At 46.0% G+C, this 23,143-nt stretch carries 21 protein-coding genes; 15 read left to right on the top strand and 6 right to left on the bottom strand.

The genetic code is table 11. The annotated features are described in order from the left end of the window. Window positions 1-94: 94 nt before the first annotated feature. From CR205_RS08885 to CR205_RS08845, 9 genes are all read left to right on the top strand, one after another. Entirely contained in the window at window positions 95-745 is a 651-nt protein-coding gene (locus CR205_RS08885) for a helix-turn-helix transcriptional regulator (RefSeq protein WP_110518739.1), read from the top strand. Between the two features lie 82 nt (window positions 746-827). Continuing rightward, entirely contained in the window at window positions 828-1,643 is an 816-nt protein-coding gene (locus CR205_RS08880; protein WP_110518738.1) for a pyruvate, water dikinase regulatory protein, read from the top strand. Between the two features lie 358 nt (window positions 1,644-2,001). Continuing rightward, window positions 2,002-2,466 carry a YaiI/YqxD family protein gene (locus CR205_RS08875; protein WP_110518737.1) on the top strand — a complete coding sequence of 155 codons (465 nt, stop codon included), beginning with the start codon at window positions 2,002-2,004 and terminating at the stop codon, window positions 2,464-2,466. 68 nt (window positions 2,467-2,534) lie between these two features. Continuing rightward, window positions 2,535-4,361: a DNA primase gene (dnaG, locus tag CR205_RS08870; protein WP_110518736.1), complete on the top strand. Its 1,827-nt coding sequence runs from the start codon at window positions 2,535-2,537 to the stop codon at window positions 4,359-4,361. A gap of 42 nt (window positions 4,362-4,403) precedes the next feature. Continuing rightward, window positions 4,404-5,528, top strand: a complete 1,125-nt coding sequence (gene rpoD, locus CR205_RS08865; protein WP_110518735.1) for an RNA polymerase sigma factor RpoD — start codon at window positions 4,404-4,406, stop codon at window positions 5,526-5,528. 316 nt (window positions 5,529-5,844) lie between these two features. Further along, a complete protein-coding gene (locus CR205_RS08860) occupies window positions 5,845-6,585 on the top strand; it encodes a glycerophosphodiester phosphodiesterase family protein (protein WP_110518734.1) in 741 nt (246 codons plus the stop codon). A 169-nt stretch (window positions 6,586-6,754) separates the two neighbouring features. Continuing rightward, entirely contained in the window at window positions 6,755-7,132 is a 378-nt protein-coding gene (locus tag CR205_RS08855) for a c-type cytochrome (RefSeq protein ID WP_110518733.1), read from the top strand. A 114-nt stretch (window positions 7,133-7,246) separates the two neighbouring features. Beyond that, on the top strand, window positions 7,247-7,960 hold the full coding sequence (locus CR205_RS08850) for a tRNA (adenine(22)-N(1))-methyltransferase (RefSeq protein WP_110518732.1): 714 nt from the start codon (window positions 7,247-7,249) through the stop codon (window positions 7,958-7,960). Then, a complete protein-coding gene (locus CR205_RS08845; RefSeq protein WP_110518731.1) occupies window positions 7,957-9,075 on the top strand; it encodes a Nif3-like dinuclear metal center hexameric protein in 1,119 nt (372 codons plus the stop codon). Before CR205_RS08850 ends, CR205_RS08845 begins: the two co-directional genes overlap by 4 nt. Window positions 9,076-9,125: 50 nt before the next feature. On the opposite strand, the gene CR205_RS08840 is transcribed toward CR205_RS08845, so the two are convergent. From CR205_RS08840 to vrrA, 3 genes are all read right to left on the bottom strand, one after another. Continuing rightward, window positions 9,126-10,100 (bottom strand): 4-hydroxy-3-methylbut-2-enyl diphosphate reductase, encoded by a 975-nt coding sequence (locus tag CR205_RS08840; protein ID WP_110518730.1) that lies wholly within the window; start codon window positions 10,098-10,100, stop codon window positions 9,126-9,128. 153 nt (window positions 10,101-10,253) lie between these two features. Then, entirely contained in the window at window positions 10,254-10,748 is a 495-nt protein-coding gene (locus CR205_RS08835) for a CarD family transcriptional regulator (RefSeq protein ID WP_110518729.1), read from the bottom strand. Between the two features lie 169 nt (window positions 10,749-10,917). Continuing rightward, window positions 10,918-11,673 (bottom strand): VrrA/YqfQ family protein, encoded by a 756-nt coding sequence (gene vrrA / locus CR205_RS08830; RefSeq protein ID WP_161524724.1) that lies wholly within the window; start codon window positions 11,671-11,673, stop codon window positions 10,918-10,920. Window positions 11,674-11,929: 256 nt separating this feature from the next. On the opposite strand from vrrA, the gene CR205_RS08825 reads away from it, so the two are divergent. Next, window positions 11,930-13,249, top strand: coding sequence for a DEAD/DEAH box helicase (locus CR205_RS08825; protein ID WP_110518727.1), 1,320 nt, complete (start codon window positions 11,930-11,932; stop codon window positions 13,247-13,249). Window positions 13,250-13,277: 28 nt separating this feature from the next. Beyond that, the gene (locus CR205_RS08820) at window positions 13,278-14,168 is read left to right on the top strand and encodes a deoxyribonuclease IV (RefSeq protein ID WP_110518726.1); all 891 of its coding nucleotides are present in this window, start codon (window positions 13,278-13,280) and stop codon (window positions 14,166-14,168) included. 101 nt (window positions 14,169-14,269) lie between these two features. Here the strand turns inward: CR205_RS08820 and CR205_RS08815 are convergent, their stop codons facing one another. Next, on the bottom strand, window positions 14,270-14,539 hold the full coding sequence (locus tag CR205_RS08815) for a DUF2624 family protein (protein WP_110518725.1): 270 nt from the start codon (window positions 14,537-14,539) through the stop codon (window positions 14,270-14,272). 257 nt (window positions 14,540-14,796) lie between these two features. Here CR205_RS08815 and CR205_RS08810 point away from each other — a divergent pair, with 257 nt between their 5' ends. The 4 genes from CR205_RS08810 to CR205_RS08795 all read left to right on the top strand — a co-directional run bounded on the left by CR205_RS08810 (window position 14,797) and on the right by CR205_RS08795 (window position 19,231). Further along, complete coding sequence (locus tag CR205_RS08810; protein WP_110518724.1) at window positions 14,797-16,155, top strand: ATP-binding protein; 1,359 nt, start codon at window positions 14,797-14,799, stop codon at window positions 16,153-16,155. A 369-nt stretch (window positions 16,156-16,524) separates the two neighbouring features. Beyond that, complete coding sequence (locus CR205_RS08805) at window positions 16,525-17,286, top strand: metal ABC transporter ATP-binding protein (protein WP_110518723.1); 762 nt, start codon at window positions 16,525-16,527, stop codon at window positions 17,284-17,286. Beyond that, window positions 17,283-18,155 carry a metal ABC transporter permease gene (locus tag CR205_RS08800; RefSeq protein ID WP_110518722.1) on the top strand — a complete coding sequence of 291 codons (873 nt, stop codon included), beginning with the start codon at window positions 17,283-17,285 and terminating at the stop codon, window positions 18,153-18,155. The genes CR205_RS08805 and CR205_RS08800 overlap by 4 nt, the downstream gene beginning before the upstream one ends. A 356-nt stretch (window positions 18,156-18,511) precedes the next feature. Next, window positions 18,512-19,231, top strand: coding sequence for a lytic transglycosylase domain-containing protein (locus CR205_RS08795; RefSeq protein WP_110518721.1), 720 nt, complete (start codon window positions 18,512-18,514; stop codon window positions 19,229-19,231). A gap of 134 nt (window positions 19,232-19,365) precedes the next feature. On the opposite strand, the gene CR205_RS08790 is transcribed toward CR205_RS08795, so the two are convergent. Then, window positions 19,366-21,477, bottom strand: coding sequence for an RNA degradosome polyphosphate kinase (locus CR205_RS08790; protein WP_110518720.1), 2,112 nt, complete (start codon window positions 21,475-21,477; stop codon window positions 19,366-19,368). Window positions 21,478-21,564: 87 nt separating this feature from the next. Then, window positions 21,565-23,094, bottom strand: a complete 1,530-nt coding sequence (locus CR205_RS08785) for a Ppx/GppA phosphatase family protein (protein ID WP_110519776.1) — start codon at window positions 23,092-23,094, stop codon at window positions 21,565-21,567. Between the last annotated feature and the right edge of the window lie 49 nt (window positions 23,095-23,143).

Here is a 23,143-nt window from a genome sequence, read left to right as displayed (position 1 = left end):
AACCGAGGGAGGGCCGCTTTTATGTAAAAAAGCCCCTCCCACAGGTGTACAATAAGGATGGAATGAATAAAATCAACTGTCTAAAGATAGGGCGGTGAGACCAATCGAGCTGAATAAGCGCCAGCAGCATATATTGGAAATTGTAAAAGATAAAGGACCGATTACCGGGGAGCAGATTGCCGAAAAATTATCTCTGACCCGCGCAACACTTCGTCCTGACCTGGCAATCCTGACGATGGCCGGATTTCTGGATGCCCGCCCCCGAGTAGGCTATTTTTATACCGGGAAAACGGGAGCGCAGCTGCTTACAGAAAAAATCGGCAAGCTTACGGTAAAGGAATACCAATCGATTCCGGTCGTTGTAAATGAGTCCGCATCGGTGTACGATGCGATCTGTACGATGTTCCTGGAAGATGTGGGTACCTTGTTTGTTGTAAACGGCTCTTCCTGTCTCGTAGGGATTCTCTCGAGAAAAGATCTGCTTAGAGCAAGCATGGGAAAACAGGAACTGGAGCAGATGCCGGTAAACATTATCATGACAAGAATGCCGAACATTACGACCTGTTCGGCAGATGACCTGCTGTCCGACGTGGCTCAGATTCTGATTACAAAACAGATCGATGGTCTGCCTGTTGTAAACAAAAAGGACGGCAGCAGTAATTCGGATATGGAAGTAACCGGCCGTATTACAAAAACGAGCATCACAAAAGCATTTGTGGATATTGCAAACAACCGGATCGTGTAAAACGCATATACTTCATTATAAATAAAATGCGTTTTCAGAGAGAAAGACAGATTATCTGCGGACAGAGGAGGTCGGAAAAGCTATGAAAAATAACCATACCGTTGTTTATGTGGTGTCCGATTCTGTAGGGGAAACTGCGGAACTGGTTGTGAAAGCATCAGCAAGCCAGTTCAGTCATACAGGTGTGGACATCAGGCGCGTTCCCTATGTGGAAGATGAAGGCACGATTGATGAGGTCATTGCCCAGGCGAAGGAAAATGACGGCCTGATTGCATGTACCCTTGTTGTGCCTGAACTCCGTGATTACCTGCTGAATAAGGCAAAACGCGCAAACGTACCGGTTCACGATATCATTACACCGATGATGAACCTGCTGGAAAAAAAGACTGGACATGAACCAAGACTTCAGCCTGGACTGGTGCACACTCTGGATGAGGATTACTTCCGAAAAGTGGAAGCGATCGAGTTTGCCGTTAAATATGACGATGGAAGAGATCCCAGAGGGATAAAGCGGGCGGATATTGTTTTGATTGGTGTATCCCGCACCTCGAAAACCCCGCTTTCCCAGTACCTGGCGCATAAACGCCTGAAAGTGGCCAACATTCCCCTCGTCCCTGAGGTGGAACCGCCGGAGGAACTGTTCCAGCTTGACCCCAGGAAAGTTATTGGGTTAAAAATAAGCCCGGAAAAGCTGACTAGCATCCGTTCGGAGCGTCTTAAAAGTCTCGGGCTGAAAGAAGAAGCCAATTATGCCACCGTCAAAAGAATTGAAGAGGAACTCGTGTTCTCTAATGAACTGATGGATCGGATCGGATGCCACGTGATCGATGTGTCCAATAAAGCGGTAGAAGAAACGGCAAACCTTATTTACAGCGTGTACCGTAAAAACAACCGGTAGGCAGCCGGTGCTCCTGAGGACCTTGTTTCCTCCGGGGCTTTTTCTTTGTAAACGAGATATCGAGCACCAGAGTGGAAAGCGAAGGGCTGCCCTTCTGCTTAAACCGTGTACACCGTTTTATTTTATATGTAAAGTTATTTTAAAAATATCAGGCAAAAGCGTAGCGAAAACCGCTTCTTTACTATATAATGAAAAATTGTGATTTATTTTTTCAATATGAACAAGGAATATTGATCCAAAGAACAAATAAATTTAGTATGTCAAGATTTATTCTTGAAATTTTGGTAAAGATAGTAAGTGTGTAACGGAATAAGTGCCTAAAAGAAGGATTCGGACGGGGGATGTAGAAATAACAGTTATGACGAATGTAATGACGGTTCTCATTGACGGAGACGCCTGTCCGGTAAAAGATGAGGCGATTGGTTTATGCGGAAAGTATAACCTGCCGGTTGTTTATGTGAGTTCCTATGCTCATGAGACGTCCAAAGCTTTCCCGGGATATGTTCAGAAAATCACAGTAGACCAGGAAGCAGAAGCAGCTGACATGGCAATTGTGAAGCGGGCTGTAAAAGGTGATGTGGTCATTACCCAGGATCACGGACTTGCCGGTCTTCTTCTTGCAAAAGGTATCACAGTGATTACACCGAGAGGAAAAGTTGTAACTGATTTGTACATTAATACGCTTCTCTCCATCCGTCATGATCAGGGCAAGCTCAGAAGAGCAGGAAAAAAAACAAAAGGCCCCAAAAAGATGACCGGAGAGGACCGGGCTTATTTTTACACCCAGCTAGAAAAAATTTTGTCTAACAGGCAGGAAACGTGACGACAAAGGCGAATGTAATATAGCCAGCCCTTAAAGGTCAAAAGAATCAGCAGGGGATGGTGAAGGACATGGGGACACGTATTCCGGACGAAAAAATTGAAGAGATCAGAAAAGCAAGTGATATTGTTGACGTCATCGGAGACTATATCCAGCTTAAGAAACAGGGGCGGAACATGACAGGGTTGTGCCCGTTTCATGGCGAAAAAACACCTTCCTTCTCTGTAAGCCCCGATAAGCAGCTTTACCACTGCTTTGGGTGCGGGGCCGGCGGCAATGTTTTCTCTTTCATAATGGAATCTGAAGGAATCAGTTTCATTGAATCCGTGCAGCGCCTTGGAGAACGGGCAGGCATTAGCCTCCCTGAACTGGCGGACGGAAATCAATCCGATTCAAAAGAAAAGAAGCGGGAAAAGTACTGGATGGGCGCCCACGAACTGACCGTGAAGCTTTACCAGCACGTTCTTCTGAATACCGAAGAGGGAAAAGAAGCCAGAGAATACTTAGAAAATCGCGGTTTTGACCAGAATATGATCGAACGGTTTCAACTCGGGTTTGCACCCGATTCATGGGACTTTCTCACATCGTTCCTTATGAGAAGAAATTATGATATGGATGAAATGATGGAAGCCGGGCTGCTGGCGCGGCGGGAGTTCGACAAAAAACCATTCGACAGATTCCGTAACCGAGTCATGTTTCCGGTATGGAACAGAGATGGAAAAGCGATTGGATTTACCGGCCGGATCCTCGGTGAAGGAAATCCGAAATACATGAACAGCCCTGAGTCCAGTCTCTTTAATAAAAGCCGTATTCTCTATGGCTTTCATCTGGCCAGACCGTCCATCAGAAAAAAGAACGAAGCTGTTCTTTTTGAAGGAAATGCGGATGTTATTTCTTCCTGGCGAGCGGGTATAGATAATGGTATTGCGGCTATGGGGACGGCACTGACCGACAGACAGGTAAAGATGATCAAGCGGAACGCCGATAAAGTCCTTCTCTGTTATGATGCAGACGATGCCGGGCAGAATGCTGCGTACAAAAACGCGGAATTGCTCGAAAAAGCAGGAATGACTGTCCGAGTGGCGAAGATGGAAGAAGGGCTCGATCCTGATGATTTTATCCGGCAAAAGGGCGCTGAACGGTTTCGAAACGAAGTTATTGACAGTTCACTCACCTACATGGGGTTTAAATTCCGTTTTTTCAGGAAAGGAATAAATCTTCAGGATGAAGGAAACCGCATTGAATACGTGGAAAAAGTACTGCAGGAGATCAGCAAACTTCCGAGGGCGGTTGAACGGGACCATTATATACGCCAGCTTGCCGACGAATTTAACCTGTCTCTGGATGCACTGAAGCAGGAACTCATTCAAAATTTTAAAGCTCGGAAACAAAAGGAAAAGCGCACGTCCGGACCGGTCGTACAGGAAAGGAAGCCTTTTGCCGCCCAGGCGGGAAAGCGGCTTCTGCCGGCTCACGCAAATGCAGAGAGGCATCTGCTGGCTCATATGCTCAGGGATGCAGAAGCGGCAGTGCGTGTTGAGGATAAACTGGGCGCTGCTTTTAATATAGATGAATACCAGGCGATTGCTGCTCATCTCTTCAGCTACTACGGGGAAGGAAATGAACCGTCAGTCAGCCGTTTTATGGAGAAGCTGGAAGATGAGAAGCTCCGGAAAATTGTCAGTGAACTTGCGATGATGACGATCAGTACTGATCTGTCTGAGCAGGAACTGAACGATTATGCAAAAAGAGTTCTCAATTATCCTAAAAGGCTCGAAATAGAAAAGAAAAAGCAGGAGCAGCGTGCTGCTGAAGATGCCAGGGATTATACCGAAGCAGCGAGAATCAGCATGGAAATAATAAAAATGGAACAACTGCTGAAAGATAGTATGACTTGATCCAGCAGAATGTTGTCGTGAACCAATGGAAGGAGGGGTCGTATGGCTGAGAAACCTATTCGCCCTATGGCGGAAGGCGATCTAACCATCGATCAGGTGAAGGAACAATTAGTGGAGCTCGGTAAAAAGCGCGGTGTGCTTACTTATGCCGAGATTACAGAACGCTTGGCGGCGTTTGATCAGGACTCCGAACAGATGGACGAATTTTTCGAGTACCTCGGCGAGCAGGGTGTCGAGATTATGAATGATAATGACGGGAATGTGAGTGTTCCCAGCATGCAGCAGGTTGAAAAAGAGGATGAATTTGATCTTAACGACCTGAGCGTACCTCCGGGTATTAAAATCAATGACCCTGTCAGAATGTATCTAAAGGAAATCGGCCGTGTACCGCTTCTGTCTGCGCAGGAAGAAGTCAGTCTTGCAAAGCGGATTGAAGACGGGGACGAAGAAGCTAAACGCCGTCTGGCAGAAGCGAACCTCCGTCTCGTTGTCAGTATTGCAAAACGCTATGTAGGGCGAGGCATGCTTTTCCTGGATCTGATCCAGGAAGGAAATATGGGTCTGATTAAAGCTGTTGAAAAATTCGACTACAACAAAGGCTACAAATTCAGTACGTACGCCACGTGGTGGATTCGCCAGGCTATTACGCGCGCGATCGCCGACCAGGCCCGTACAATCCGGATTCCTGTCCATATGGTTGAAACGATCAACAAACTGATTCGCGTTCAGCGTCAGCTTCTGCAGGATCTCGGGCGGGAACCAACACCAGAGGAAGTGTCCAAGGAGATGGATCTGACACCGGAGAAGGTGCGTGAAATTCTGAAAATCGCTCAGGAGCCTGTTTCTCTTGAAACACCAATTGGTGAAGAAGACGACTCCCACCTTGGTGATTTTATCGAGGACCAGGAGGCACTCGCGCCATCTGATGCTGCAGCCTATGAGCTTTTGAAAGAACAGCTCGAAGATGTTCTTGATACTCTTACAGACCGTGAGGAAAACGTTCTGCGTCTCCGTTTCGGTCTGGACGACGGACGAACCCGGACACTTGAGGAAGTCGGCAAGGTGTTTGGAGTTACCCGTGAACGGATTCGTCAGATTGAAGCGAAGGCACTCCGTAAGCTGCGCCATCCTAGCCGCAGTAAGCGCCTGAAGGATTTTCTTGAATAGACCAACTTTAAACCTGATCGTGACCCTGTGTCCGGTCAGGTTTTTATGTCGTTCAGGTAACCTTAACTGCCGGGGTCGGTAATTAATACTGTCTTACCTTAAAATCGGTTTTTAGGAATGCATTCCTTCGATATAGAATCAACAATGGATTTGATAACTATTAAAAAGCTTTTTCAAGCACACTTCAAGTTTACTCAGAATTTCCATCAAATGCAAATTCCTTCCTGCTGTACGCCATCTGATGGATGTAGTAAGCTTAAAAAACGGAATGATTTACACGAAATCGGGTATTTTTAAGAAAAGGAGCCGGTCACTGATGGACATTATTGCACACAGGGGCAACAAACGATACACTCCTGAAAATACAATGGCTGCCTTTATGTCTGCAGCTTCTTCCGGGGCAGACGGCATTGAACTGGATGTTCAGTGGACAAAGGAAGGCGTTCCTGTTGTCTTTCATGACGAAAAGATTGACCGTACTACAAACGGAAGGGGCTGGCTCAGGTCGTTTACATACAGAGAACTAAGAGAGTTTGATGCAGGAAGCTGGTTTCATTCTTCTTTTCTGGGCGAAAAAATCCCCGGACTTGAGGAAGTGCTGGGGTGGCTTCAGGATCATCCACGTCTTACGCTCCATCTCGAAGTAAAGAAACCGCCGGTTGATTTTCAGGATCACCTTGAGCGCACCTTTCAGATGCTGAGAGATTACAGGATGACCGGCCGCACGATAGTATCCACGTTTTATCATCCGCTGCTGACCTATATGGCCCGGCACAGCTCTGAGGCTGGCATCGAGCGCGCACTTCTGACCAAGACGCCGCTTTTCAGAGGAACGCGGTATGCAGGGGCTATACAGGCCAATGCTATCCATATCCGTCACTCTTTTCAGGCAGTCTCCTTTTACCCGATCTGGGCAAGAGCAGGCATTCCGGTTCGTGCCTACAGGGTGAACCGGGCAAGAGAAGCGCTTAAATGCCGCAGACTGAATGTTTCAGGGATCATTACAGATGATCCAGCAGGGATGGTGAAAGCACTCAGAGAACCATCTTCTCCGTAAAAGTTCAAGAAGTTGTAACAGAATATTCCGGCAACAGACATTAATTTACCTTCCCTCTTTTCTCTTAAGAGGATTTAGAGTAAAATATAAATTAGCTTGTATAGTTGAGCCCGTGTGGCTTACAAAAAAACAAACATATTTTTTTGACACACGAAGGAGGTACATACACATGAAAGGGAAACCTTTATTTCCGTTTGCTGTTACGGCAGCCCTCGGTATTCTCGTAATGATTGTTTTATCCTTTATTGGAAACTTCCAGCAGGCAGAAATTGCCCAGGAAGCTGAGAACGGAGAAGAAGAGGATGCGGGCGAAGAAGAATTTGACGATCCGATTGAGTGGGGAGAAGCCCTCTATGAGCAGAACTGTCTGTCTTGTCACGGCGGTGACCTCGAAGGCGGTTCGGGCCCTGCACTTGACGATGGCAGCTACTCTGAAGAGGACATCATAGCGGCGATTGAGGAAGGACCGGGCTCCATGCCTTCAGGCCTTGTCAGCGGCGAGGAATCGGAAGCTGTTGCAGAATATATTCTGAGTGTAAACGAATAATACGGATGAAAAGAAGGGCGGCAGACGTTCCTTCTTTTTCTCTATCTGCAAAGTGTAATTACCAAGTCTAAGCAGAAGAAGACTACAATACATAACAGATTCAGGGTGAAACTGATGAAAACAACTGATCTTTCAGAAAGACTTAAGCAGGTAGCCTCTTTCATACCTAAAGGAGCGAGGCTTGCGGATATCGGTTCTGATCATGCCAAACTTCCATGTTACGCAATTGAACAGGGCTTGGCTGTCACTGCTGTGGCCGGCGAAGTGGCGGCCGGACCTCTTGCAGCTGCAGAAAAAAATATCCGTGCACGCGGTCATAACGGTACAATACGTGCCAAACTTGGGGACGGGCTGGCTGTTCTTGAAAATGAAAATGTGGACACCATTACTATTGCCGGGATGGGAGGGCCGCTGATAGCCAGGATCCTGGATGAGGGTAAAAGCCTGCTCAGCGGTGTAACGAAGCTGATTCTGCAGCCAAATGTGGCTGCTGACCATATTCGCGTCTGGCTTTACGAAAACGGCTGGTCATTGGCGGCTGAAACGATTATGGAAGAGGACGGACATGTGTATGAGATTCTTACAGCAGAGCCTGGCGACCCGGACGCTGCTTATGCAGGAAGAAATCGTGACATGGCAATGTGGCTCGGTCCATATCTTTTAGACGAAAAAAACAACGAGGCGTTTAAAAAGAAGTGGACGAAGGAAAAGGAACAACTGACAAACATCAAAGCCCAGCTGGCGAGAGGGGAAAAAACACCTGCCCTTTTGGAAAAGCAGAAAAAGCTTGACCGGCAGCTCGGCTGGCTAGAGGAGGCGTTAGCATGAAACAGGCAAACGGACAGGCAATCATTCAGGCTTTTGAAACCTTTTCTCCGAAAAACTACGCTGTAGAGGGTGATAAAGTCGGTCTTCAAATCGGCACCCTCAACAAACCTGTTTCCAAAGTACTCGTCGCTCTGGATGTGAACGAAAACGTTGTTGACGAAGCAGTTGAAGAAGGAGCAGAGCTGATTATCGCTCACCATCCGCTCATTTTCAAGCCGATAAAAGCTCTTCGCACAGATGAGGTCTACGGGAGAACCGTTGAAAAGCTTATTAAGAATGATATAGCAGTATACGCAGCGCATACGAACCTGGATGTAGCACCAGGGGGAGTCAATGATATGATGGCTGAGGCGATCGGTCTTCAGGCGACAGAAGTACTCGTGGAAACAGCAGAGGATCCTCTGCGGAAAGTCGCTGTCTTTGTGCCGGAAGAGCAGGCTGACGACGTTCGTGAAGCGCTTGGCAAAGCCGGAGCAGGGGCCCTTGGCGATTACAGTCACTGTTCCTTTAATTCCAAAGGGACAGGCATGTTCAAGCCGGGAGAAGGCACTGACCCGTTCATCGGTGAGCAGGGGAAAATGGAGAAGGTTGACGAAGTGAGAGTCGAGACCATTTATCCGGTTTCCATCGAAAAGCGTGTCATACGTGAAATGATTAAGGCGCATCCATACGAGGAAGTCGCTTATGATATTTATGATATGGCAGTGCCAGGGGAAAAACGGGGCCTTGGCAGGATCGGGTATCTTGAAGAGGAAATGACACTCGCTTCTTTTGCTGCACATGTAAAAAAAGCCTTTGACGTGGACGGAGCACGGGTAGTCGGTGATCTAAACCGGACTGTACGTAAAGTTGCTGTTCTCGGCGGCGATGGCAACAAATATGTGGGAACCGCCATGTTTAAAGGTGCTGATGTATTTGTTACCGGTGATCTTTATTATCATGTCGCACACGATGCCATGCTTGAAGGTTTGATGATGGTCGATCCCGGTCATAATGTTGAAAAGATCATGAAAGAAGGGGTCGCCGGTTTTCTTTCTTCTTTCTTTGAGGAGAAAAAGTACGAAGCAACTGCGGTTGCCTCCCGGGTAGATACAGATCCGTTCACATTCGTTTAATACCAGCAGGAAAATGGCTCTTACCGGATTATTGGTAAGAGCCATTCCCTTTAGCTGGACTTTGTTTCAGCAGCTTTTTCCTGTTTTTTCTTTTTCACTTTTGGAAGAATCCGTGTCATCTTTACCTGGCTGATCGTACTCCATGTTTCCGGATCATCTTCGTCAAATTGCTCTACAAACTTGATCACTTCTTTAGTGATTGGCGTAGGTGTACTTGCACCGGCAGTCACGGCGACTTTGCTGATTCCTTTGAGCCAATTCAGATCAATTTCGTTTACGTTGGCAATCCGGTAAGCCTGCGTTCCGGCAATTTCTTTTGAAACCTGGGCCAGACGGTTGGAGTTATTACTTTTCGGATCTCCTACCACAAGGAGAAGATCAGCTTCGCCAGCCTGTTTGGCTACCGCTTCCTGCCTTACCTGGGTAGCCATGCAGATCTCATTGTGCACTTCCGCATGAGGGTATTTTTCAAGAGATTTGTTAATAATGTTTGAGACGTCCCACTGACTCATCGTTGTCTGATTTGTAATAATAATTTTGTCAGAATCGATAGTAAGAGCAGCAACGTCTTCTTCCGACTCAACGAGGTGGACGATATCGGGTGCCACACCAATCGCGCCTTCAGGTTCCGGGTGCCCCTTCTTGCCGACGTAAATGATGTGGTAGCCTTCTTCGCGTTTCTCAAGAATTAAGTCGTGTGTACGAGTAACGTCAGGACAGGTTGCATCTACTGTCGTAAGACCTTTTTCCTTTGCGAGTCTCCGGACTTCAGGGGAAACCCCGTGAGCAGTGAATATAACTGTTCCTTTATCGACTTGCTTCAATATTTCAAGGCGGTTAGGACCATCAAGTGTAATGATGCCTTCTTCATCAAAAGCGTCAGTCACATGTTTATTGTGTACAATCATTCCGAGGATGTAGATTGGCCGCGGAAGATCCAGGTTATCAGCCGCCTGGCGTGCGAGAACCATCGCATCGACTACGCCATAGCAATAACCCCGCGGGGAAATTTTTAAAACGTCCATTGTCAGCTCCTCCTTCACACAAGTGCTGTGTGTATAAGTACCAACTTTCATTATAAAACACATAAGCAAAAAGCGAAACCGTTAGGAACCGGCACCAAAAGAAAAGATGCCCTCTTTTCAAAAGGACATCCTTTACGTCTATGAGGAGAGCTGTCAGGCTCCCTGGGAATTTTTCATTATAAAATCGTACGCTTCTTCTTCAGAATAATCATTTACCAGCATCAGTTCACTGGCAATAAACTGTTTTGCCCGGTCCATATTTTTACGGTCCTCCATATGTAGACCGTTTGTGCGCTCCCCTTCCTTGGAAGTAAGGTTTGCAATGACGCTTGCAGCATCCATTATACAGCCGGTTTTAAGAAGTGTTTCATTTTCTTTTGAATACGGACGTGCCGCTTCTTTTTTGGAGGCTGGCTCCTCAACGGTTTTAAGCGCTGTAGCGAGCTCTTCGATTTTCGTCGTTTCTATAATTTTTCTGAGACCGGAATCCTGAACGCGGTTTTCCGGAAGCATTAATGTCACATGATTGAGCGGAAAAAAAACAATGAAGTAATTTATCTTCTCACCCAGAATATCTTTTTCCTCGATATCCTGAATCGTTCCGGCACCGTGATACGGGTAGACAACGTGATCACCGACTTTGAACATATACATTCCTCCATTACAGTTATACCGCTATTTTACCACAAAAAAATGTAAAATAAAAATTCTACTATGGAGAGGCGGTTTCGTCAATAAAAAGATGCAAAGAAAGAAAAATCAGTCTTTAGCGTTAAAGGCTGATTTTTCAGGCTTCAGAAAGGATCAAAGGGAGCGATTATACATAAAGTTTGGGACCAGGCAGGTTATTACCGGCTGACGGTTTTACCTTGTTTTTCTTTACTTTGTTAACAGGCGTTGTTTTTGTATGGCGGACCGCTTTTTTTGCTTTCTTCTTCAGGTTTGAAGAACGATTTGTGCCGGCTGGCCGGTTAACTTCAACAACAGTATCTTCTTCAGTGCTTTCGGTTTCTTCTGCCTCGTCCCCGGCAGTGTCTTCTGAATCGTCGTCATTGTCGCTGGATTTCATGATCGACATGAGCTGGGGAAGGGAACGGACGAGCGGACCGTACTGCTGGACCATCGGACCGACTGACTGGGCCACCTGCACCGCTTTTTGGGCGTTTTGGACAAATCCGAGCATGGAATTAATGCCACCGCCTCCGCTGCTGAAGGCATTCGTCAATGACGCAAGAGGACCTCCCCCGCTTCCTGCCGCACCTGCTGAGCCTCCAAGGTTTCCAAGGGCGCCGCCTGCTCCGGAACCCCCACCGAACAGTCTGGAAAGCAGACCGCCGCCGGAGCGCATTCCTGCCTGCTGCATTCCCTGTCCAAACATAGGGGCATTGCCGCCTGCCGGAAATCCAGACCCGCCGCCGACCATGGAGCCACCGCCGCCTCCAAACATGGAGCCGCCTCCCATAGGGGACCGCATGCCGTGGCCGGGATTAAAACCTCTGGCGGGACCAAAGCCGCCGGAAAAAGAAGAGAATGGATTCTGGTTTGACGGAGGTAAAGGGCGTGGACCGAACATACCTACCATCCTTTCACATACAATGTTTTCTCCTGTTAGTTATATGCACAGGTGAAAGAAATGACTGGGCTTTCAGGTGTATATGGCGCGCGGCCCCTTGTCCATGTTAAAATGTATAATTAGTGTATGTGTGTCTTCATCTGTTTAGAACCCGTAAAAAAACAGGTAAACGTTACCTGCACCTGAAAATCTCATGTATCACAGCCGGTTAGGATCCGGTTCATGTGATCAGAACATAGAAAGAAGGAACACAATCATGAATCATAATTTTGAACGCTTTAATCTTCAGCCATTTCTTATTAATGCTCTAAAAGAACAGGGCATTAACCTGCCTATGGAAATACAGGAGCGCCTTATTCCGGCGATCCGGAACGGCTCCGATGTGATCGGACAATCACAGACGGGTACAGGAAAAACACTGGCTTTTCTTCTCCCAGTCACAGATCGTATTGACCCTGAAAATAAACAGGTACAGGCTGTCATTACAGCTCCTACAAGAGAGCTTGCCGGACAGCTTTTCGATGAACTCTCAAAGCTGATTTCCCATTCTGAAGGAAAAGTCACCGCGAAATTGGTTACGGGTGGCACAGACCGGAGCCGAATGGTGGATAAGCTGAAAAATCCGCCACATATTGTAGTGGGGACACCGGGCCGGATTCATGACATGATCAAAGAGCAGGCGCTGGATGTGCATCAGTCCTCCGTTTTCATCGTAGACGAGGCTGATCAGATGCTGGACATGGGCTTTTTGGAAGACGTGGACCAGATCGGTGCACGGATGCCGGAGCAGCTTCAGATGCTCGTTTTTTCTGCGACTATACCAGAAAAGCTTCAGCCGTTTCTTAGAAAGTATATGCAGAATCCGAAACACGTGAAAGTGGAACCTAATCAGACCTCCCCGAAGAAAATTGAACACTGGCTCATTCCAGACCGGGACCGGGATGTGAACAGACTTACCGTGGATATTGCCAAAGCGCTGAATCCGTTTCTTGCCGTTGTTTTTGCTAATTCCAAGGAGGAAGCCGACACACTCTTTGCCGCTTTCGCCGAGGAAGGGCTGAATGCGGAAAAACTGCACGGGGGCATTTCTCCCCGTGACCGGAAAAAGGTAATGAAAAAGCTTCGTGATGCAGAAGTTCAGTATCTTATTGCATCCGATCTTGTGGCGAGAGGGATTGACGTAAAAGGGATCAGTCACATTATTAACGTAGGACTTCCAAGGGAGCTTGAGTATTATATCCACCGTGTCGGCCGTACAGCGCGAGCCGGCTGGGACGGAATTGCAGCTACAATTGCCGGGCGCAGTGATCAGGCTGCTGTTGAAAAACTGGAAAGCCAAGGTATTACCTTTCTTCATAAGGATCTGAAAAAAGGTGAGTGGGTTGATCTGGAACAGAAATTCCGCAGACGCAAAACCCAGGGGAAACCAGAACCTGAGCAGGTAACAATGAAAACTGCCAAGCCGAAAAAAATAAAACCGGGCTATAAAAAGAAATTCCAGCAGCAGAAGGAACAGGAACAGAAGCGGCAGCGCCGGCTTGAACAGAAAAGAAACAACCGGGCCAAGAGAAAATAAATATGCCTAAAAGGGAGAGAGAATCCGTATGCTACTCGGATCACACGTATCAATGAGCGGGAAAAAGATGCTGCTCGCATCAAGTGAAGAGGCGGCTTCTTACGGGGCCACGACCTTTATGATTTATACCGGTGCTCCGCAGAATACCCGCCGTAAGCCGATTGACGAGCTCAATATTGAAGCGGGAACAGCCCATATGAAGGAAAACGGCATCGACAATATCATTGTTCATGCTCCATACATTATAAACATTGGTAATTCCCAGAAAAAAGAAACCTTTGAGCTTGGTGTAAACTTTCTCAAGAGCGAGATTGACCGGACCGAAGCTATTGGATCAAGACAAATTGTCCTTCACCCCGGCGCCCACGTAGGTGCCGGTGCGGAGAAAGGCATTGAGAAAATTATTGAAGGTCTCAACGAAGTGCTTGATCCTGAGCAGGACGTTCAGATCGCACTTGAGACGATGGCAGGAAAAGGCTCTGAATGCGGGCGCAGCTTTGATGAACTTGCCAAAATCATCGATGGTGTCAATCATAATGAAAAACTGAGTGTCTGCTTTGACACCTGTCACGTTCATGACGCCGGTTATGACATTGTAAATGATCTCGATGGCGTTCTGGAGGAGTTTGACAGGATCGTTGGCCTGGAGCGCCTGAAGGTCCTTCATATAAACGATAGTAAAAACGAACGCGGCGCAGCCAAGGACCGGCATGAAAATATCGGCTTTGGGCATATCGGTTTCGATGCTCTGACAAGGATTATCAATCATGATTCACTTGAGCGGGTTCCTAAAATTCTGGAAACGCCCTATGTGGGAACAGATAAGAAAAACAAGAAGGCCCCTTATAAACACGAAATCGATATGATTAAAAACGGCCGTTTTAAAGAAGATCTTAAAGACAGACTGATGAATGTTTAAGTAGAAAATCCCCTCAAGGCAGCAGAAATGCTGTCTTGGGGGATTTTTTTGTCTTCTATACTTTCGTTTATGCCGCACAGCGTTTTATGGCATTTTGAAATCTAGGGCCAGTCGATATGGTCCTTGTATGGTTCAAGAATCTGCTCTGCTTTTTTATACAGTGCCGGATCAATTTGTTTTAATTCATTCTGAAGCCGTTTAATATGATTCGGGTTCCCTACGTCAATAGGATGTTTTTTCAGGACTGTTATGATCTGCTTTGCCTGCTTTACTGTAATCGGAATTTGATACTGCCTGCTCAGCCGGATCAGTTCCTTTACATCGAGTGAATTGATTTTCTGATTGATCATCTGCTTTACGATTGGGTTCACATCCGTACCTCCTTTTAATGCTGCTTTTTTATCGTATGCATGAGAGCCGTGAGCGGTTTGCAAGGTTTTTGAATTATTGTTTTGGCAGCTCGGACAAAAGATTTTCTGAAAAGGTTCTTTTTGCCTGGGCCAAAAGTTTGCCGATAAAAGTTTTTTGAAAATATGGAAGAAAACATTGCCAATTTATAGTATACTCATTGAAAAGACAGTGAACGGCTTTGACACTGAGAACCATAAATCTGGGGAGGACGCCGGTTATGGACTGCCATACTTTAGCAAATAACGAAGAAATTATGGAAACAATCGCGGATCTATCTTCTGAATGGCTTCTGGTGTTTGACCGTGATGAGTCGCTTATATCCGTAACGCTCCCATCAGCCTACCGGAGCAGAGTAAATGTGGAAACCTTTTATCATCTGTTTGAACCGTCAGAAGCAGATCGGTTCCAGATGTATCTTTATGAGCTCTCCAGGGGGAGGGCGGACCGTTTGGAAACCTTTCAGGTCGTCTATCAGGGTCAAATAAGGCATATTACGTGCAACGGGATTGCCCTGTCAGAAGGACTTATGGTAAAAGCAGAGGAACTTGAAGAAGAAAAGGGTATTGTACAGACGTTGAAACAGCTTCCGATTCCCTATTTCCTCATTGACCATGACAAACGAATCCGTTCGTCCAATCCGCTTTTCCGTGAACTTCTTAAAACAATCGAAGAACCTCTTGGCGAATCAGACGGGGAACTTGTAGAAGGATTTCCGTTCCATGAAACCATTTCCAAGCTTTCGGATATCGTTGACGAAAACAATAAAAATGCAACTGTTGTTTTTGAAAAAGAGGAGATCCGCCTCACCGTTCACGGCAGTCTTGTCACACCAGATCAAATGTGTGTATTTATAAAGGACGAAACAGTCGAGCACCGGTTCGAACAGCTCCTTACATATAAACAGCAGATGGAGAGTGTTTCCCAGATCGCAGCGGGCGTAGCTCATGAGCTGCGTAACCCTCTGTCTGTAATCAAGGGATTTATCCAGTTGTCGAAGCTGTCAAACAGCCTGAACAAGTACTATGAAACCATTTCCTCTGAAATTGACCGTATGAATCTGATCATTGAAGACTTCCTGAGTATGTCAAGAAAGAAAATTGATAAAAAGAAAGTCAGTCCGTCCGAACTAATGGAATCAATGCTGATGATCTTCCGATCCGAATCCCTGCTTCATGACATTGACTTTACCTTTGCCATAAAGGATTCCCGGCGCTATCTTTACGTAAATGATCAGATGATCCGTCAGGTAATGCTCAATGTTCTCCGCAATTCGATCGAAGCATACGAAAACTGGGACGGAGACAAGCGCTTTACGATGATGACGCATGTAGAGGAAAACATTTACGTGATCACACTTGAAGACTACGGGCCCGGCATGCCTGCAGAGGTACTGGAAGAGATTGAAAAACCCTTTTTCACGACGAAGGATAAAGGCACAGGAATCGGCATTCCGCTTTGTAAACGAATAGTTGAAGAGCACAAAGGTACATTCAAAGTGGAAAGTGCCTTGGGTAAAGGTACGAGAATTGTAATTACCCTGCCTCTTTACAGTAAACACGAACAGATGAGATCATAAAAAAAAGAAAACCAGGATCAGGAGCCCTGCACTCTTTTAGATGTGCAGGGCCTTTATTTTGTCAGAAAGCTCTTGATCAGCATTCGATTTAATAGCAGTAAAAAACCGGGAGCGGTGCAGGAGGCGTTCTGCTGAGCAGGTTTCTTACCTATGAGTTTATCCATTAAAGACATTGACCTTAAAGATTGATAAATCTTAAACGAGGGCTTATAATTGTACACAGGACCAAAAGTTTACTAAGGGCAACTTTTTAATTTTGATACAACTTTTTACTTCAATAGCAGCACGGGACACGCCCAATCAACATATATTACGTTTGATATAATTTGCAGCGTACTGAAATAAAGATTTTATAAAGGGGGATTCTCAATGGCACGACAGGATACCATTGATGTTCGTGAGCTGTCGGTGCATTATCACGGCCACCTTGCGTTAAAAAACATAAATTTTACTGTAGATAAAGGCCAGCTCATCGGTGTAATCGGACCGAACGGGGCAGGAAAATCAACTTTGATTAAAGCGATTCTTGGTCTTGAACGATCGAAAGGGGAAGTGAGTCTGTTCGGTAAAAATATTAAAACGTGCCGGAAACAGATATCCTACGTCCCCCAGAGAAACGTGATTGACTGGGACTTTCCCGTACGGGTGGAAGATGTTGTCCTTATGGGGCGCTATGCGCATATTCCATGGTTTAAACTCAGAAGCGGCAGGAAGGATCGGGAAAAAGCGGCTGCTTCTCTGGAAAAAGTCGGCATGAGCGAATTTGCAAAGCGGCAGATTGGGGAACTTTCCGGCGGCCAGCAGCAGCGCGTATTTATTGCCAGAGCCCTTACCCAGGATGCGGATGTTTTTTTCCTTGATGAACCTTTTGTCGGTATTGACATCAAATCAGAGGAGATTATCGTACGGCTTCTTCACCAGTTGCGCGATCAGGGTAAAACGATTTTTGTTGTCCATCATGATCTGAGCAAAGTGGAAAAATATTTTGATCACCTGGTGCTTCTGAATCAGGAACTGATTGGTGCCGGAGCTGTAAAAGAGGTTTATACTTCTGAATATCTAAAAAAAGCCTATCAGGGAAGTGCTGCTGTACTTGACGATAAGGACGGCGTGGTGGTGATCAGTCAATGATCGAACAAATTATCAGTTTTGCCGATCAGGTAGCAAGATATCCGTATCTGCAGAATGCGCTTATGGCAGCCATTGCTGTTGGTGTCATCTGCGGCGTGATTGGGTGTTTCATTATTTTAAGAGGCATGGCTCTCATGGGGGATGCGATTTCCCATGCTGTACTGCCCGGCGTAGTGATCGCCTATATGCTTGGAATGAACTTCTTTATTGGGGCGGTTGTTACCGGCGTCATAACAGCCCTTGCAATCGGCTACATTTCACAGAACAGCAGAATAAAAGAGGATTCGGCGATCGGAATCATGTTTACAGGTATGTTTGCCCTTGGTATTGTGATGATAACTGCGATGCGGGGCTCGAGTGTGGATTTGTGGCACATTCTGTTCGGTAACGTGCTTGCTGTCGGTCGGATCGACTTCTGGATAACGGTTGGAATCGGGATTTTCGTTCTGCTTACTGTATTCATCTTCTATCGGCCTCTTCTTCTCAGTACATTTGATGAAACCATGGCAAAAGCGACGGGACTGCCGGTCAGATTTATTCATTACATGCTGATGCTTCTGCTGTCACTTGTCACAGTGGCATCGCTGCAGACAGTGGGTATTGTTCTCGTAGTAGCCATGCTCATTACACCTGGCGCCACAGCTTATCTGCTCACTGACCGCTTTCCGGTCATGCTCGGTTTGAGTGCACTGTTTGGTGTCATTTCGGCAGTTGGAGGAATGTTTTTCTCTGTAGTATATGATGTGGCCTCTGGGGCTTCAATTGTTCTCGTTGCGACAGCACTGTTTGCCCTCGCCTTTTTCTTTTCTCCAAAGCAGGGACTTGTGTTCCGATTTTTCCGGTCACGGTCTGCTGAACAGTCCATATAATAAAGTAAAGCCGCTGCGCATAATGCGTGGTGGTTTTCTTTTTTAGCTGTTTTCGGATAGATTGTTGTTCTATTGTGCTGCAGGCGGACGCTTTCCGCGGGCTTCGTTAAGTGAAGGGAACAGAGCTGTGAAAAGTAAATGTGTAGTTATTTTGTAGTAAGGGTATAAGGCGCGTATATACTTTCTTTTCTGGTTCTGCTATTATCTGCAGTTAATTTCTTTTATTTTCAGGTAGGATAGAGACGTTTTTTTAGAAAAAACTTACCAGTGCCATAAGGTTGAAAAATGAGGACGAATCCCGTAGTATATATTTCTGTGCCGCATATGCGGACTGTTTTCACAGGAGGGAACAGATTATGAAAAAACATTATTTACTCTATACCCTTGGTACAGCCCTTCTGGTGCTGGCCACTGTGTCAGTAGTGCTTGCGGTTCAGAACAATCAAATGAAGAATAAAGTAGCTGAGATTGAGAAAGCGAAGGAAAAACAAAAACAGGAACAAATGATGGAAGCAGAAATAGAGACAATGGAAGAATATATTGATCATCTGCCTGAAGACTACGACCTTGCCGGGTACGATGCCTGGCAGAGGGCAACGGATGCCGGCGAACACATGTATGAAGACAGTGATGGTAAATTTGAAAAAGAGTGGGGAACGTTTCTTGCACTTGAAGCCGATCGGAAAAACATCGATCCCTTTCTCGTGTATGAGCTGATCAGAGTGGAAACAGGCGACACGTTTGATCCTGAAACGGTCGGTCCTGAAACGCAATATGGACATGCTTACGGGCTTGCCCAGTTTATGAAAAACACAGGGCCGTGGATCGCAGATATGGCAGACATGCCTTATGAGGATGAAATGCTGTTTGATCCGTACTATTCCATTCAGCTGAGTGTCGTTTATCTTGAATTCCTCTACGGGCAGTATGGGGATTGGAATCACGTACTGACAGCGTATCACCGCGGTATTTACGGTCTTGAGGATTACATTGAGGAAAATGGCGATGCGAAAAGCTGGTATGCAGTTGAAATTCAGGAAAATGCCGACCGCACTGCGATGACGGTGAGCAGGTAAAAATGAAAAACTGACAAAGAATGACCCGGCCGGTTATTACTAATGACGTTGCCGGGTCCTTTTTCGTACCTGGATAGAGAAAGCATTGTCAGATGTTCTGTATTAACCAGTGACTGAGCGGGAGTGTAGTTGTTCTAATCATCATCACTATCAGCCAGTTCGGAAGCCAGTTCGTGGAAGACAAGCTGACTCTGAAGCGGCGTTTCGGAATCGGAGCAGCTTCTGTGGATATAGTCACCTGTGGGAAGCTGCACTCTTGCTTTGCGGTTATCCTCAAGGGTAATGTCCAGAACTTGAAGTACTCGTTTTTTACAGCGTGGGCTTTCTATTGGGAAGAGAATCTCGATTCTCTTCTCCATGTTTCTTGTCATCCAGTCAGCAGAGGAGAGGAAGATTGCTTCAGCTCCATTCTGGTGAAAATAGAAAATGCGGCTGTGTTCCAGAAATCGGTCAACGATAGACCGTACCGAGATATTTTCACTCACATTCGTTACACCAGGTTTAAGACAGCAGATCCCTCTGACAATCAGATCAATTTTCACACCGGCACGACTTGCTTTATAGAGTTTCAGGATAATCGGCTTATCGGTCAATGAATTCATTTTTGCAATGATCCGACCGTTTCCGTGCTGTTTGTGAAGTTCAATTTCACGGTCAATCAGACGGATAAATTCGTCCCGGATTCCAAAGGGGGCAGTAAAGATCTTTTTCCACTTTGGTTTTCTGCTGAAGCCGCTAAGATGATTAAAAAAGTTCGTGGCGTCATCAGCAAATGCTTCGTCCGTGGTGATGATCCCCATATCAGTGTAGAGTTTGGCAGTGGAATCATTATAATTGCCGGTCCCAAGGTGGACAAAACGTTCTATATTTCCTTTGTTATGCCTCACGATTAGTGTGATTTTACTGTGTGTTTTAAGCCCGGTAATTCCGTAGATCACGTGTACACCTGACTTTTCAAGTTTCTTCGCCCACTGGATATTGTTTTCTTCATCAAAACGAGCTTTAAGCTCCACAAGAACGGTGACCTGTTTGCCTTCTTCCGCTGCTGCAGCCAATGCGTTAATAATCGGGGAATCTCCGCTCACACGGTAAAGTGTCTGCTTAATGGCAAGTACGGAAGGATCTTTGGCTGCTTTTGTGATCCAGTCTACAATAGGCTGAAACGACTCGTACGGATGATGAAAAAATAAGTCCCGTTTTAATGAGGCACTGAAAATGTCCTCTTCATCTAGAAGATCGGCAGGCGATTTTGGAATGAGTGTCTCATTTACCAGGTGTTCATGGTCCGGTGCGAGAAATTTATAAAGGGAGAATAGAAACGTCAGATCGAGAGGACTATCGGTTTCATACACGTCACCGCTGTGAATTTCAAGCACACTCGTAAAAAATGTGAGAACTTTTTCGTCCATTTTTCCGCGCTGCATCTCCAGACGAACAGCGGCACCCCATTTCCTTTTTTTCAGTTCCTTTTCGATTACCCGGAGCAAATCTCTTGCCCCTTCCTCGTGAATGGTCAGATCAGCATTTCTTGTAATCCGAAAAGGTGAAACGGACTTAACGGAATAGCCGGTAAACAAACGTCCGATAAAATAGCTGATCACATCTTCCAGAAGAACAAATTCCGTTTTCTCTTTTTCTGATTGAGGCACTGCAATAAACCGGGTAAGAACAGCAGGAACCTGAACGATCGCGAGCTTCTCGCGATCTCCCGTCAACACAACAGCGAGATTAAGACTTTTGTTTAAAAGCATGGGGAAGGGGCGGTAAGCGTCGATTGCCATTGGAGTCAGTACCGGGAGGATATACTGATCAAAGCGTTTCTCAATATAAGTCTGCTGTTCCCTCGTCAGGTCCTTCATTAAAAGGAAATGAATATTTTCTTCATTAAGCATTGGCAAAAGCGTATTCGTAAATAACTGGTCCTGTCTGGAAATGAGCCTGTGGTTATGTTCACTGATTTTATGGAGCTGTTGTTTTGGCGTCAGTCCTGCTTTATTCTCAGGTTTGTTAAAGCCTGCTTTCACCTGATCTTTAAGTCCTGCTACCCGGACCATAAAAAACTCATCAAGGTTACTGCTGAAAATAGCAGCAAACTTCATCCGTTCGAGCAGCGGATTTTCTTCATCTTCAGCTTCTTCCAGCACTCGCTGGTTGAAGCCGAGCCAGCTCAGTTCTCTATTGTTATAAAAAGCGGGGTTGTTTAAATCCACTTGTCCGCTCACCTCGTTGAGTACATTTTTCGTCATTGCCCGTCACCGTCCTGCATCAGTTTAACCCGAGTGTAGCAGACGAATATGAAGTCAATATTAATTTCATGACCGAAAGGTAAACGTTTAGTGATGATTAACTGAGACGTCGATTTTTCTTCCGAATGCACGCTCTACGTGCTTTTTGTATTTCTGTGCGTGAAATTCTTCAAAATACCCTTCTTTGACGGTCTTCATTTTCAGAGTCAATCTTCCTGGTTCCCCGGGTGTAACCTTAACACTTTTTACAGCTCCCATTTTCGACCGGTCCAGTCCATATGCAAGTCTCAAAATGGATCCAAGCTTTTCATAACGGGTAAGCTCCTTTTGTGATACCCATTGCCTGTATGGTGCTGCATACTGATGAAAAAGAGACCGGTTTCGAAATGATGCAATTAAAGCAATTGCCAGACGGCGGGAATGGGAAAGACCATCGATCGACTGATTGGTCAATAGGTAAAATGTATGCTGTGAACGGGCCTCCGGATGAACGGTTTCACCGATATAAAAGACCCGTGCAGCAAGCTGCAGGAGGTGAAGGTCATCGTCGTGAAGTTTTTCACGTCCTGTCATCATCAAGTCATGAAGAAGAGAAGCAGCGAGAACAGCGATATGGCGGTGATGGACAGCATCAAGGTTGTAATCCTGAGCAAGCTGGAAAAAGCTTTCTTCTGTAACACTTGGAAAAAGGGTCGTTTCCATTTCCTTTAAGAGTGATTCAAAGAAGACTCCCTCCCGAAGACCTTTGTTGCTTACGATATAACTGTCTGCACCTGTATAGTCAAGAAGGGAGGCAATGACGTACATGGCAGGGAGAATAATATCTGCACGGTCCTTGGAGAGACCATCAACCTGCTGCCGCTTTTTCAGCGGCAGCTTTTTCAGCCTCATAAATACCGTCTCCACTTCCGTGGGGCTCATCTCAAACTGATGAAGTCCTGCCAGCGGATAATTGATCTCATTTTGATGAACAAGAGCAACATTACGGGCGCTGCCTCCAATACCGATAACAGGAAGGCCTTCCTTTTTCAGCCATGATAGTGAATCAAATGAGTCCTTTAGGAAGTGGTCCAGTTTTTTAATCTCTGCAGCAGAGGGGCGGTCTTCATTCATGAATTTCTTCTTCAGCGTCAGCGCACCAAAAGGAAAGCTGTGGTAATGTATCATTTCTCGGTCTTTAAAAACCGTAATTTCAGTACTTCCGCCGCCGATATCGATCGTAATTCCATTTTTAATATCTGTTGAATTAACAACGGCAAGGTACCCGTACCATGCCTCTTCACGGTCAGATATAACCTTAAAATTCATTCCCTTCTGGCTTTTCAGGAGCTTTTCGATTTCCCGGCGGTTTGCAGCGTTTCTTACAGCAGCAGTAGCGACTCCCCGTACTTCTTTTACGTCGTACTGCTTCATGACCGTCCGGAACCGTTCAAGCGTTTTTTCGATAATGATGATCCCTTGTTTCGATAATGCCCCGCTTTCATCAATATGAGAGCTGAGGCGGGCAACAACTTTTAAATTCTGGATTTCCCGATAACATCCGTTTTTGCTGATTTCAAAAATAACGAGGCGGATGGAGTTTGAGCCAAGGTCAATAATGGCGGTCTGCTGCATCATCACTATTCACGTCCCTGCTTGAGTTTCTTGTTTCCATTATACCTCCAGA

The sequence above is a fragment of the Alteribacter lacisalsi genome, assembly GCF_003226345.1.
Classification (GTDB): domain Bacteria; phylum Bacillota; class Bacilli; order Bacillales; family Salisediminibacteriaceae; genus Alteribacter; species Alteribacter lacisalsi.
Note: the sequence above shows the minus strand (reverse complement) of the source record. Positions and strands in the feature narration are given on the sequence as shown.